General features: G+C 58.3%; 8 protein-coding genes, 1 tRNA gene, 2 other RNA genes and 1 pseudogene. 5 read left to right on the forward strand and 7 right to left on the reverse strand.

The window, feature by feature from the left end; translation table 11 throughout:
• The first annotated feature begins 87 nt into the window (after positions 1 to 87).
• The 3 genes from RT120_RS17500 (at position 88) to RT120_RS17510 (ending at position 504) form a co-directional block, all read left to right on the forward strand.
• Positions 88 to 172 (forward strand) — tRNA-Tyr (locus tag RT120_RS17500).
• Between the two features lie 44 nt (positions 173 to 216).
• A non-coding RNA gene (locus RT120_RS17505) (RtT sRNA) lies at positions 217 to 348 on the forward strand.
• 44 nt (positions 349 to 392) lie between these two features.
• Positions 393 to 504, forward strand: a non-coding RNA gene (locus RT120_RS17510) — RtT sRNA.
• A 37-nt stretch (positions 505 to 541) separates the two neighbouring features.
• Here RT120_RS17510 and RT120_RS21775 read toward each other — a convergent pair.
• Both RT120_RS21775 and RT120_RS17525 read right to left on the reverse strand, forming a co-directional pair.
• Positions 542 to 1369: pseudogene (locus RT120_RS21775) on the reverse strand (oxidoreductase); the annotation flags it as partial.
• A gap of 30 nt (positions 1370 to 1399) precedes the next feature.
• On the reverse strand, positions 1400 to 1846 hold the full coding sequence (locus RT120_RS17525; RefSeq protein WP_312984727.1) for an Lrp/AsnC family transcriptional regulator: 447 nt from the start codon (positions 1844 to 1846) through the stop codon (positions 1400 to 1402).
• Positions 1847 to 1953: 107 nt separating this feature from the next.
• On the opposite strand from RT120_RS17525, the gene RT120_RS17530 reads away from it, so the two are divergent.
• Positions 1954 to 2838 (forward strand): DMT family transporter, encoded by an 885-nt coding sequence (locus tag RT120_RS17530; RefSeq protein ID WP_312984615.1) that lies wholly within the window; start codon positions 1954 to 1956, stop codon positions 2836 to 2838.
• A gap of 40 nt (positions 2839 to 2878) precedes the next feature.
• On the opposite strand, the gene narI is transcribed toward RT120_RS17530, so the two are convergent.
• The 4 genes from narI to RT120_RS17550 are packed head-to-tail and all read right to left on the reverse strand — an operon-like array spanning position 2879 to position 9541.
• Entirely contained in the window at positions 2879 to 3556 is a 678-nt protein-coding gene (narI, locus tag RT120_RS17535) for a respiratory nitrate reductase subunit gamma (RefSeq protein WP_312984617.1), read from the reverse strand.
• The gene (narJ, locus tag RT120_RS17540) at positions 3556 to 4266 is read right to left on the reverse strand and encodes a nitrate reductase molybdenum cofactor assembly chaperone (RefSeq protein WP_312984619.1); all 711 of its coding nucleotides are present in this window, start codon (positions 4264 to 4266) and stop codon (positions 3556 to 3558) included. The genes narI and narJ overlap by 1 nt, the downstream gene beginning before the upstream one ends.
• A complete protein-coding gene (gene narH / locus RT120_RS17545; RefSeq protein WP_312984621.1) occupies positions 4263 to 5798 on the reverse strand; it encodes a nitrate reductase subunit beta in 1536 nt (511 codons plus the stop codon). Before narH ends, narJ begins: the two co-directional genes overlap by 4 nt.
• Positions 5795 to 9541, reverse strand: a complete 3747-nt coding sequence (locus tag RT120_RS17550; protein WP_312984623.1) for a nitrate reductase subunit alpha — start codon at positions 9539 to 9541, stop codon at positions 5795 to 5797. The genes narH and RT120_RS17550 overlap by 4 nt, the downstream gene beginning before the upstream one ends.
• 369 nt (positions 9542 to 9910) lie before the next feature.
• Here RT120_RS17550 and RT120_RS17555 point away from each other — a divergent pair, with 369 nt between their 5' ends.
• Positions 9911 to 12238: a patatin-like phospholipase family protein gene (locus tag RT120_RS17555; RefSeq protein WP_312984625.1), complete on the forward strand. Its 2328-nt coding sequence runs from the start codon at positions 9911 to 9913 to the stop codon at positions 12236 to 12238.
• 61 nt (positions 12239 to 12299) lie between these two features.
• On the opposite strand, the gene RT120_RS17560 is transcribed toward RT120_RS17555, so the two are convergent.
• Positions 12300 to 13688 carry a NarK family nitrate/nitrite MFS transporter gene (locus RT120_RS17560; protein ID WP_312984628.1) on the reverse strand — a complete coding sequence of 463 codons (1389 nt, stop codon included), beginning with the start codon at positions 13686 to 13688 and terminating at the stop codon, positions 12300 to 12302.
• Positions 13689 to 13791: the final 103 nt, after the last annotated feature.

The raw sequence follows: 13791 nt of genomic DNA on the forward strand, positions 1-13791 counted from the left end.
TGTAAATCTGCCGTCATCGACTTCGAAGGTTCGAATCCTTCCCCCACCACCATCTCAGGCAGTACCTCAACAATATGAATTACCCCTGGTGGGGTTCCCGAGCGGCCAAAGGGAGCAGACTGTAAATCTGCCGTCATCGACTTCGAAGGTTCGAATCCTTCCCCCACCACCATCTTAAAGACGCTACTGAAATCACCTAAACCAGCGAAAATCACAGACTTCACCGGACGGGGAAGGATGAGAAGCTTCGACGAAGGTTCGATTCGAGCGCCAGCGAGAAAGCGTTGCCGCAGGCAACGACCCGAAGGGCGAAGCGCGCAGCGCTGAGTCATCCTTCCCCCACCACCATCTTAAAGACGCTACTGAAATCACCTAAACCAGCGAAAATCACAGACTTCACCGGACGGGGAAGGATGAGAAGCTTCGACGAAGGTTCGATTCGAGCGCCAGCGAGAAAGCGTTGCCGCAGGCAACGATTTTAACCCGGCCCTTCACTCCCTGCCGACAGTAGCGGAACCACCACATCGCTAATGGGCGTCGCAATCCCCAACGCAGCCCCATACCGCTGAATCACGCCGTTGCGGATGTCCCACTCAAGCGGCCGATTCGCCTGTCTGTCGGCGAGAATAGACGTGCCTAAATCCGCAGGGGCACGATGAAAACCGTCCAGGATCTCCTGCACCACCGTATCCTCCAGAACCGCGCCTTTCGCACGGGCGACGGTCAGACACTCACGCAAATAAGCCTGCGCCAGTTCAGTGATATCCTGGCGCGAAAACATTCCGGCACGGCGATTTGACAGCACCATCAGCCCTGCCACCGCGTTTTGCAACAGTTTGCGCCAGGCGATGGAGATAAAATCCCCTGACAGCGCCACCGCGCAGCGCGTGCCGTTGAGCGCATCAACCACCCGTTTCGCCGCCGGGACGTCGGGCAGCGTCAGGCGCGGTTTTGCACGCAGCCATACCGAGGCATCCGGCTCACGCTGCGCCGGGAACCACACCACCGAAGGCAGCACCGTGGCACCGTAAACATAGGGCTCCAGCAGGGCTGGTTGCTCAACGCCGTTTTGCAGCGCGCACACCACCGTGTTCCGATCGCACAGCGCAGCCAGCCAGTTGGCGCTGTCAGCGATCTGGGTGGTTTTCACCGCCACGAACACCAAATCGACCGGTTCACCGAGGGTTGCCGGATCGTTTAATACCGGGCCAGGCACTACCACCTCTCCCTCATCGTGACGCAGAATAAGCCTCGGATGCGCGGTACGCCCGCAAAGCACTGGCGTACGGCCAGCCTCGTGAAGTGCAGCGGCGATGGTAGTCCCGATAGCCCCCGGGCCGATAAGTGCAATCGCTGGACGGTCAGACATCGTGTGTTCTCCTGATTTGAATAACCCTACTCATTGTAGCGGCGGCAGCCGCCGCTTTACCGGTGAACTCTTCACAATCGACGTATTACTCTGCACATAATCCGTCAGGCCATCCAGCACCACGTCCAGTTGTTCGATAGAGCGCACCACCAGTCGCATTACAAAGCAATCCTCTCCGGTGACTTTGTCACACTCAATGCACTCTGGCATCGCCTGAATCATTTTCTCGACCTTGTGAAGCATCCCCGGCAGCGGCTTGACCCGCACCAGCGCCTGTAGCGAATAGCCCAGCGCGGCGAGATTAATCCTCGCGCCATAGCCCTGAATCACGCCCTTTTCTTCCAGCCGCTTTAAACGTTCAGCAGTGCTGGGCGATGACAGCCCCACTCTCCCACTCAACACTTTTAACGACATCCGCGCATCTTCCGCCAGGCAGGCGAGAATTAGCCTGTCAGTATCATCGATAAGGCATTCCATCATTTAATCCTAATTATGAAAGGATAATCATCAATTGAACCTTATCTCCCCTCTGTAACCCGCGCCACAATTTTTACACAATAGCGCTCTCACAGAGGAGATACCCTATGCGTAATATTCAACCCGGCGTCGGACAGATGAGCCTGGCGATGCTGATATCCGGCTCTATCGGCGCGTTCGTTTTGCTTTCAGGATTACCGGTGATGGAAGTAGTATTCGCACGCTGCCTGATCGGCGGCATCACCCTGTATATGTTTATCCGCCTCAGCCGCGAGCCGCTGGCGCGGTTAAGCCGACTCACCCTGTTGTTGATGGCGGCGGGCGGCGTGGCGGTGGTGATTAACTGGCTGCTGCTGTTCGCTTCCTACCGCCATCTTTCTATCGGCCTTTCCACCGTTATCTACAACACCCAGCCCTTTATGCTGGTGTTGATGAGCATGCTGCTCGGGGAACGGGTCATTAGCGTGAAATGGGCGTGGCTGACGCTGGCGTTCGGCGGCGTGGTGCTGGTGCTATCCAGCGAGCTGGGCGCATCGCATCAGGGCAACGGGCTGCTGGGCGTTGTGATGGCGCTGGGCGCGGCATTTTTCTATGCGTTGACGGCGTTGATTACCCGCCAGTTGCGCCAGGTCTCACCGCAGCAAATCGCCCTGGTTCAGATGGTGACTGGCACGCTGATGCTGCTGCCGCTGGTACACATCACGTTTGACCTGCAACCGATGCAGTGGGGGATCCTGCTCACCGTGGGGATTGTGCATACCGGCATTATGTATCAACTGCTGTACGCGGCGATCCAGAAACTGCCGACGCCGATCGTTGGTTCGCTGTCGTTTATCTACCCGCTGGTGGCGGTCGTGGTGGATAAGCTGGTGTTTAACCATTCGCTAAGCCTGGTGCAACTGGCTGGCGGGGTGTTGATTCTGCTGGCGGCGTCGGGAAACAACCTGGGATGGGGAGAAAAGCGGGCGAAAGTGGTTAACGCGGCGAAATAACACCGCTTACCCCGGTAAGCGGTGTTTGATGGCAAACCCCTTAGCGACGCGCTCTGACCACCTGGTATTTACGCGTCAGGTACTCCACCGGCGCGCTCCAGATGTGCACCAGCCGGGTGAACGGGAACAGCACAAACAGCGTCATCCCCAGCACCAGGTGCAGACGGAACACAAAGCCCACGCCGTCCAGATGTGCAGACGCGCCGCCGTGGAAAGTCACTACCGACTGCGCCCAGCCAACCAGTTTCAGCATTTCGCTGCCGTCCATATGCTGCGCAGAGAACGGAATGGTTAACAGGCCCAACGCGCATTGCAGCATCAACAGCGACAGGATCAGGATATCCGCTGTGGTAGAGGTCGCGCGAATACGCGGGTTAAACAGCCGGCGCTTCAGCAACAACAGGCCGCCCACCAGCGTCATCACGCCGCTTGCCCCGCCCATGATCATCGCCATCTTCTGCTTCACGTCCATCGGCAGGAACGATTCGTACATCCAGTGCGGCGTCAGCATCCCGAAGAAATGGCCGACGAAAATACCCAGGATGCCGAAGTGGAACAGGTTAGACGCCAGGTTCATCCCCTTACGATCCAGCATCTGGCTGGAGCCTGCACGCCAGCTGTACTGGCCGTAGTCGTAGCGCAGCCAACTGCCCACTAAAAACACGGTGCCGGCAATATACGGATAGATATCGAAGAGAAGCATATTCAGGAACTGCATTATTGCTGTCCTCCTGTGGTGATATTCAAATACTGCGGGGCGACCGCGCCCGCAAACCGGCGTTGATGGGAGGCGATGGCGGAATCGCCGCAGCCCTGATCGGCAAAGAATTTCACCTGCTCTTCTTCCCATACCGCGTCCAGCGCCGCTGGCGTATCGTCGCGAACTTCGTCGGCTAACTGGCGCTGCACTTTTTCAGCATCAACCTGGCTGTTGGCGATGCTGAGCAGCAGATCGAACAGCACCGCGTAACGGCTTTCACGCTGGTTCAGACGGGCGCTGAGCAGCGCCAGAATCGGCGCCACATCCTGCAACCCGCCTACCGCTTCGCTATGGGGCAACTGCGCCAGATATTCCAGATACAGCGGCAGATGATCCGGCAGCTCACGGCTGTCAATAAACAGCCCGGCACGTTCATATTGCCCCATCAAATCCACCATCGCCTGGCCGCGATCCCGCGATTCGCCGTGCACGTGTTCGAACAGCAGCAGCGAGGTCGCGCGTCCCCGGTCGAACAACTCGCTGTAGCGCGACTGCACGTCCAGACGGTCCTGTGACAGCAAATCGCGCAGGAACAGGCCCAGCGCGTGGGCCTCCTCTTTACTGATCTGCTCAAGCTCGGTCATGGCGTCGAACATCTCGCGTTGATGCTCCCACAGCGCATGATCCGGGTACTCCAGCAGCCGGGAGATAAGTTTGAGTTCCATCATGGGCGCGACTCCGATTTCACCGTCACATCCACCGCGTCGATACGACGGCTGTTGAACAGGTTGGCTTTGCTGTCTGAACCGTGGCAGCCGTCGCCGAAGCTAAAGCCGCAGCCTTTGCTTTCCGGGAAGGCGTTGCTGGCCAGCTCGCGGTGGCTGGTCGGGATCACAAAGCGGTCTTCGTAGTTAGCAATTGCCAGATAACGGTACATCTCCTGCGCCTGGGCTTCGCTTAAACCCACTTCTTCCAGCGCGCGGGTATCGTTAACGCCGTCAACGGTTTCGGCACGTTTGTAATGGCGCATCGCCATCATCCGTTTCAGGGCGCGCAGCACCGGCGCGGTGTCGCCCGCGGTCAGGATGTTTGCCAGATACTGAACCGGGATACGCAGGCTTTCCACGTCCGGCAGAATACCGGTGTGCGGCAGCTCGCCCGCGTCGGCAGCAGACTGGATCGGCGATAACGGTGGCACGTACCAGACCATCGGCAGGGTGCGGTATTCCGGGTGCAGCGGCAGCGCCAGCTTCCAGTCCATCGCCATTTTCCATACCGGCGACTGCTGCGCCGCGTCGATCACGCTCTGCGGCACCCCGTCTTTCAGCGCCTGCGCGATCACGTGCGGATCGTTCGGGTCAAGGAACACGTCCAGTTGACGCTGATACAGATCGGTTTCGTGCTCGGTGCTGGCCGCATTCTCGATGGCGTCCGCGTCATACAGCAGTACGCCGAGGTAGCGGATACGGCCCACGCAGGTTTCGGAACACACCGTCGGCATCCCGGCTTCGATGCGCGGATAGCAGAAGATGCACTTCTCGGATTTGCCGCTCTTCCAGTTGAAGTAGATTTTTTTGTACGGGCAGCCGGTGATGCACATACGCCAGCCACGGCACTTATCCTGGTCGATCAGCACGATACCGTCTTCTTCACGCTTGTAGATCGCACCGCTCGGGCAGGTGGCAACGCACGCCGGGTTCAGGCAGTGTTCGCACAGGCGCGGCAAATACATCATGAAGGTGTTTTCGAACTGGCCGTACATCGCCTTCTGCATGTTTTCGAAGTTCTTATCTTTGGCGCGTTTTTCAAACTCGCCGCCGAGGATCTCTTCCCAGTTCGGACCGGTTTCGATTTTATTCATCCGCTGACCGGTGATCAGCGAACGCGGACGGGCGATCGGCTGATGCTTGCCTTCTTTAGCGGTGTGCAAATGCTGATAATCGAAATCAAACGGTTCGTAGTAATCGTCGATGCCCGGCAGATGCGGGTTGGCGAAGATTTTGCCCAGCAGCATCGCACGGTTGCCCATACGCGGTTGCAGTTTGCCGTTGATTTTACGGATCCAGCCGCCCTTCCATTTTTCCTGGTTTTCCCAGTCATTCGGGTAACCGAGGCCCGGTTTGGTTTCCACGTTGTTGAACCAGGCGTACTCCATACCTTCACGGCTGGTCCACACGTTTTTACAGGTCACTGAGCAGGTGTGGCAACCGATGCATTTGTCGAGATTCAGCACCATGCCGACTTGTGAACGAATTTTCATTTAACGCTCTCCTGTACCTGGTCACACCCTTCACCATCTAACCAGTCGATATTTTTCATCTTACGCACCACCACAAACTCATCGCGGTTAGAACCCACGGTGCCGTAATAGTTAAAGCCGTAAGCCAGTTGCGCATAGCCGCCGATCATATGGGTCGGTTTCGGGCTGATGCGGGTCACGGAGTTGTGAATACCGCCGCGCTGCCCGGTCACTTCGGAACCCGGCAGGTTCACGATGCGCTCCTGGGCGTGATACATCATGGTCATCCCTTCCGGGACGCGCTGGCTCACCACCGCACGGGCGGTTAACGCGCCGTTGGCGTTGAACACTTCAATCCAGTCGTTATCTGCGATACCCAGCGCTTTGGCGTCGATTTCGCTCATCCAGACAATCGGGCCGCCGCGCGACAGGGTCAGCATCAGCAGGTTGTCGCTGTAGGTGGAGTGGATCCCCCACTTCTGGTGCGGCGTCAGGAAGTTGAGCGCTTTCTCCGGGTTGCCGTTGGATTTCTGCCCCATCACCGCCTTCACCGAACGGGTGTCGATCGGCGGACGGTACACCAGCAGGCTTTCACCGAAATCACGCATCCACGGGTGATCCTGATACAGCTGCTGGCGGCCAGACAGGGTACGCCACGGGATCAGCTCATGAACGTTGGTGTAACCGGCGTTATAGGACACGTGCTCATCTTCCAGGCCAGACCAGGTGGGGCTGGAGATAATTTTGCGCGGCTGGGCCTGAATATCGCGGAAGCGGATTTTCTCTTCCTCTTTATTGGTCGCCAGATGGGTATGATCGCGCCCGGTGAATTCGCTGAGCGCCGCCCAGGCTTTCACCGCCACATGGCCGTTGGTTTCCGGGGCCAGGGTGAGGATCATTTCCGCCGCGTCAATCGCGGTATTCAGCATCGGCTGGCCTTTAGCCGGGCCGTCTGCTTTGGTGTAATTCAGCTTGCGCAGCAGGTCCATTTCGCTCTGGGTATTCCAGGAAATGCCCTTGCCGCCATTGCCGATTTTCTCCATCAGCGGGCCGATAGAGGTAAAGCGTTCATACGTTGCCGGGTAGTCGCGTTCCACCACCATAATGTGCGGCGCGGTTTTGCCTGGGATCAGATCGCATTCGCCTTTTTTCCAGTCCTTGACGTCCAGCGGCTGCGCCAGTTCGGCGGCGCTGTCGTGCTGGATAGGCAGAGTGACCACATCAGTTTCTTGCCCCAAGTGGCCGACGCACAGCTCGGAGAATGTCTTCGCGATGGCTTTATAGATTTCCCAGTCGCTTTTCGATTCCCAGGCCGGGTCCACAGCGGCAGAAAGCGGATGAATAAACGGATGCATATCCGAGGTATTCATGTCGTCTTTCTCGTACCAGGTGGCGGTCGGCAGCACGATATCGGAGTACAGGCAGGTGCTCGACAGACGGAAGTCCAGCGTCACGACCAGGTCCAGTTTGCCGTCGAGGCCATTGTCATGCCATTCCACTTCTTCCGGCTTGACGCCGCCCTGCTGGCCCAGATCCGCGCCCTGGATACCGTGGTCGGTGCCCAACAGATACTTGAGCATGTACTCGTGGCCTTTACCGGAAGAACCCAGCAGGTTAGAGCGCCAGACGAACAGGTTACGCGGGTGGTTTTTGCCGTTTTCCGGCTGCTCTGCCGCAAAATGGATTTCGCCGGATTTCAGCGCCTGCACGGTGTAATCCACCGGGTTCATGCCTGCGGCATCGGCAGCGGCTTTAATGCGCAGCGGGTTGGTGCCCAACTGCGGCGCGGACGGCAGCCAGCCCATACGCTCGGCGCGCACGTTGAAGTCCAGCAGATGGCCGGTGTAGCGGGATTTATCCGCCAGCGGCGACAGCAGATCTGCCGCGCCGAGGGTTTCATAGCGCCACTGGCTGGAGTGGTTGTAGAAGAACGAGGTGCTGTTCATATGACGCGCCGGACGCTGCCAGTCAAGGCCAAACGCCAGCGGCTGCCAGCCGGTTTGTGGACGCAATTTTTCCTGGCCCACATAGTGCGCCCAGCCGCCGCCGCTCTGGCCGACGCAACCGCAGAAGATCAGCATATTGATCAGGCCACGGTAGTTCATGTCCATGTGATACCAGTGGTTCAGACCGGCACCGACGATGATCATTGAGCGGCCGTGGGTCTTATCGGCGTTCTCGGCGAACTCACGGGCGATACGGATAATGTGGCTGCGGGATACCCCGGTGATCGCTTCCGCCCAGGCCGGGCTGTAGGCTTTCACGTCGTCATAGCTGCTGGCGCAGTTCACGTCGCCCAGACCACGGTCCAGACCGTAGTTAGCGAGGGTTAAATCATAAACGGTAGTCACCAGTGCGCTGCTGCCGTCCGCCAGTTGCAGGCGTTTAACCGGCAGTTTGTGCATTAGCACGTTGTCCAGCGCCACGCTGTTGAAGTGTTCGCTCTCTGCGCCGCCAAAATATGGGAAGCCGACATCGGCGATCTCGTCATGGCTGCCGAGCAGCGACAGGCGCAGTTCAGACTCTTCGCCGGTGGTGCCGTCGCGCTGTTCGAGGTTCCATTTGCCCTTCTCGCCCCAGCGGTAACCAATCGAGCCATTCGGGGCAATCATCTCGCCGTTGTGGTTATCGACGGCGACGGTTTTCCATTCCGGGTTGTTTTCCTGGCCCAGACCGCCCACCAGGTCGGAGGCGCGCAGCATACGGCCCGCCGCATAGAAACCATCACGCGCTTCGAGCATCACCAGCATCGGCATATCGGTATAACGACGCACGTAGTCGGTGAAGTACTGGCTCGGGCGTTCCAGATGGAATTCGCGCAGCATCACGTGGCCCATCGCCAGCGCCATCGCGCTGTCGGTACCTTGTTTCGGCGCTAACCACTGGTCGCACAGCTTGGCGATTTCCGCGTAGTCCGGGGTGACGGCCACGGTTTTGGTGCCTTTGTAACGGACTTCGGTAAAGAAGTGGGCGTCCGGGGTACGGGTCTGCGGGACGTTAGAGCCCCAGGCAATAATGTAGCTGGAGTTATACCAGTCGGCGGATTCCGGCACGTCGGTCTGCTCGCCCCAGGTCATCGGTGACGCCGGCGGCAGGTCGCAGTACCAGTCGTAGAAGCTCAGGCAGGTGCCGCCGATCAGCGACAGATAGCGCGCGCCGGAGGCATAAGACACCATCGACATCGCCGGGATCGGCGAGAAGCCCGCGATACGGTCCGGGCCGTAGGTTTTGGCGGTCCAGACGTTGGACGCGGCAATCAGCTCATTCACTTCCTGCCAGGAAGAACGGACAAACCCGCCGCGACCGCGTGCCTGCTTGTAGCTTTTGGCTTTATCGCTGTCGGACATGATCGCCGCCCAGGCGTCCACCGGATCGCTGTGTTGCGCTTTCGCTTCACGCCACAGTTTCATCAGGCGTTTACGCATCATCGGGTATTTCAGGCGGTTTGCGCTGTACAGATACCAGGAGTAACTCGCGCCACGAGGGCAGCCGCGCGGTTCATGATTCGGCATATCGGGACGGGTGCGCGGGTAGTCGGTTTGCTGGGTTTCCCAGGTCACCAGACCGTTTTTGACGTAAATCTTCCAACTGCATGAACCGGTGCAGTTTACGCCGTGGGTAGAGCGCACGATTTTGTCGTGCTGCCAGCGCTGACGGTAACCGTCTTCCCAGTCCCGGTTGGTATCCAGAATCTGTCCGTGCCCATCGGCAAAGGTATCGCCCTTCTGTTTGAAGTAGCGAAACCGATCCAGAAATTTGCTCATCGGGGGTTCTCCTGTAAGGAGCCTGTAGGCTCTTCTGCTAAATCGACATTGCAAGAATTTGAGCCAAGGTTACTCCCCGCTTTTGGCTCAGAATTGACACCGATCAACCCCGTAACCCTTTGAAAAATGTCAAAACACGGGAAATACCACCAAAGTGGCAGAGAAATTTATTTTTTAAGCAATTGTATTGAATAGTTATTTTCAGATAAGGGTAGATTTTAGCCGCCGTTATTCAGCATAACGGGGTATTTGGGGGTAGAAGCGTAGTGCTGCATGTGAGGCTCAGTAAAAAGTGTGACGCCGCGCAAACCGCGGTTCGCTACAGTAATAATAACGCGGTGTTATTACTCACTATGAGGGAGTATGCCCATGTCTGCCGACCAACCTGAAACCAGCGCCAAACTTACCTCAACCGAGCGAACCTGGATTGACTACCGGCGCGCCAAAGCGGGAGTGGATAAAAACCTGCCGGAAATTGGCCTGGCATTGTCCGGCGGCGGGATCCGCAGTGCCACCTTCTGCCTCGGCATCATCCGCGCGCTGGCAAAAAACCGCCTGCTCAGCCGCGTTGATTTCCTTTCTACCGTGTCGGGCGGCGGTTACACCGGCGGGATGCTGGGCCGCCTGTTTCATGCCGACACTACGCCGAAGCAGGTTGAGCAGGCGCTTGCCAGTGATTCCACCCTGCTGCTGTGGTGGTTACGTAATAACGGTCGCTACCTGACACCCGCCGGGATAAGCGACCTGACACAATCTTTGGCGCAAATTCTGCGCGCGTTCCTGTTCACCTTTATGCTGATCACCCTGCTCTCCACGCTGGTGTGCAGTCTGGCTATCGGATTACGCACGCTGTTTGGCCCGTGGCTGGATGGCTTCGGTACTGCGCTGGCGGTTCCGCTGGCGTTTGCCGGCTGGCAATGCTGCGCCTACTGGTGTTTTGAATCGCGACGGCGCTATTTTGCCGCCAGCGCCGTGATGACCGTGATTATTCTGCTGATCGTCCTGACGCGAACCTCGCTGCCGTGGTGGTTATCCCTGAGCCTGGCCGGGCTGTGCCTCGCCCCGGCAGTAGCCGAAGGCCTAATACTCAAAAAGGGGCTTCCCGCCCTGCGGTTGTACCTCACCCGTTCCCTGACGGTCTGCCTACTGGTGGCCGCCGGGCTACTGTTCATCGGTCTGGTGAACCGGCTGGGATACGCAACCTGGTATGCGCTGGAGCGCGACATTGATGATATTTATGTCGCCCTGCCCGCCACGCTGGCACTGCTGAAACTGGTGGGGGAAATACGTCCGTTGCGGCGTTTAGGCGCGAAGCTGGCCGCCTTCGGCAACCGTAAAAACGCCAACCCGCTGGCGTGGGTGAATATCGCAGGCTTCCTGCTGGCCTTTGCGGTACTGATTTTTGGCTGCGCCGGGTTGATTGACTTCACCAACCGCTGGTCGGCGTTCTGGCCTGGCGTCAGCGCCCATTATCTGCCTGTCATTGAGGCGCTGGCTGCGCTGTTGGTGTTGATGGCGTGGCGCGATCTGACCCGCTTTCTCAACCTCAGCTCCCTGCACAATCTTTATCGCGCCCGTATTGAACGCGCCTGGCTGTCGGTAGCGAATTTCGCCGCTGCCGGAAGCAAACGGCCACGCTTCCCCTGCGATCCGGCACAGCCTTACAGCCGCGAACAGGCAGAACAGATTGAGAAAGTCACCGCCGCGCTGCCCGACGACGACATCCGTTTCGCCCACTACAACCCCGCGCAGTTCGGTGGCCCGCTGCATCTCATCACCTGCTGCATTAACCAGACGGTGGATGACCGCACCGGCAATTACAATGCCGATCGTAAAGGGATTGCGTTAACTGTCAGTACCTTAGGCGTGGAAACCGGCACTGGCGAAGCGCAACCGATGATCGATAACACCCACGCGACACTGTCACGTTGGCTGGCGATTTCCGGGGCGGCGGCCAGTACCGGGATGGGATCGCGAACCGCGCCGGGGCTGGCGTTTTTGCTGTTCTTTTTTGGCGGCCGGTTAGGCTACTGGTCGAAAAATCTGGTAACCCCCGCCAGCGAAATCCGCACCGCCCGCGACAATCCGGATCGCAATGGCTGCTGGGCATTCTTCAGCGCCCTGTTCGCCCCGGCAGGTTATCTGTTTGGTGAAATGTTTGCCCGCTTTCCCGGCCTCGGCAATGCCAAATGGTATCTCTCTGATGGCGGGCACTTCGAGAACACTGCGGTATATGCGCTACTGAAACGCCGGTTGCCGGTTATTGTCGTTGCCGACTGCGGCGCGGACCCCACGTTCCAGTTTGCGGATATCGAAAACCTGGTGCGTAAAGCGCGCATTGATTTCCAGACCCGGCTCACCTTTTACGACTTCCTGCCGCTTAATGACGTTGGCGAAATGGCACAACTGCGCGCCGGAACAGCCGCCGCGCCGCTGTTAATGGCGCGCATTGCGTACCCGGATCGTGCGCCTGGTGTTTTGATGGTCATCAAACCACACCTTCTGGAAGAGATGCCGCTGGATAGCGAGCGCTATGCCCGGCGTAACTCGCTGTTTCCCCAGCAGACTACCGGGGATCAATTTTTTGATGAGGCACAATGGGAGGCGTATCACCAGCTTGGCTGGCAAACGGGGCTGACTGTCGATGAAACGCTGCTGATGGACGCGCTGGCCTGGGCCCGAAAGGCATCGCCGTGAAGCAAAAAAAAGCGCGGACTAAGCCGCGCAAAGGATAACACAAACCGTTAAATCGCTATTTTCAGGCGGATTTACGGCCGTACACCAGCCACGTCACCACCACACAAACAATGTAAAAAACAAGGAAGACTTTCATGGCGTCCGCCGGGGAGCCGGTCAGCTCCAGCGAGGTGCCGAACGCTTTCGGGATAAAGAACCCGCCAATCGCGCCAATCGCCGAGATAAAGCCCAGCGCCGCCGCGGTGTCGGTGGCCGATTCGCGCATCGCCTGCTCTTCGCTGCCGCCCGCCGCTTTCACGCGGTCCATAGTCAGCTTACGGAAAATCACCGAAATCATCTGGAAAGTGGACCCGCTGCCCAGACCGGCGGTTAAGAACAGCATCAGGAAGACAGCGAAGAAGGCGATAAAGCTGCCGCCCTGGCCCGCCGTCGGCAAGGTGGTGAACAGCAAGGCGCTGAAAATAGCCATCAGCACAAAGTTCACCAGCGTCACCCGGATGCCGCCGAGTTTATCGGACAGCGCCCCGCCCGCCGAACGCGCCAGCGCGCCAATCAGCGGCCCGAAGAAGGCGAAGTGCAGAATATTCACATCCGGGAATTGGGTTTTGGTCAGCATCGCGAATCCGGCACAAAACCCGATAAACGAGCCAAAGGTCGCCAGATACAGGAAGCTCATGATCCACAGATGCGCGCGCTTTAATACCGGCAATTGAGAGCGCAGCGACGCTTTCGAGGCAGCCAGGTCGTTCATGCCGAACCAGGCGGCAACGGTGAAAATCGCCAGCAGCGGCACCCAAATCCAGGCGGCGTTTTCCAGGTACAGCGTCGAGCCGTCCGGCTGAACCACGCCACCACCGCCAAAGAAGGCAAAAATCGACATTGAAATCGCCAGGGGTGCCAGCAGTTGCATCACGCTAACGCCGAGGTTGCCGAAACCGCCGTTAATGCCCAGCGCGCCGCCCTGCTTCTGCTTCGGAAAGAAGAAGCTGATGTTCGCCATGCTGGAGGCAAAGTTAGCGCCCGCGAAACCGCACAGCAGGGAAATAATGATAAAGGTGCTGAACGGCGTGGCGCTGTCCTGCACCGCAAACCCTAACCACAGGCACGGGATAATCAAAATGCCGGTGCTGAGCGCAGTCCAGCGGCGTCCGCCGAACAGCGGCACCATAAAAGCGTAAGGTACGCGCAGCAGCGCGCCGGACACCGACGGCAGCGCGGTCAGCATAAACAGCTGATCGGTCGAGAAATTAAAACCCACTTTGTTCAGATTGACCGCCACGGCGCTGAAAATCATCCAGACGCAAAACGCCAGCAGCAGGCAGGGAACGGAAATCCACAGATTACGACGCGCAATGTGTTGCCCCTGCTGTTGCCAGAAGGCGGCATCTTCAGGACGCCAGTCGGTGATCAGCGGACCTGATGACGAAGTCGGAACGGAGGATTGGCTCATAGATACCTCAGAAACGTGAAATAACTGTCGCCACCTTAGGCGTTCGCGGTGCGTGTAAGTTGATGTAAATCAATGGATAAGCGGACGGTTTAGCGGGCGAAAA

The sequence above is a fragment of the Atlantibacter sp. genome (genome assembly GCF_032062175.1).
Lineage (GTDB): Bacteria > Pseudomonadota > Gammaproteobacteria > Enterobacterales > Enterobacteriaceae > Atlantibacter.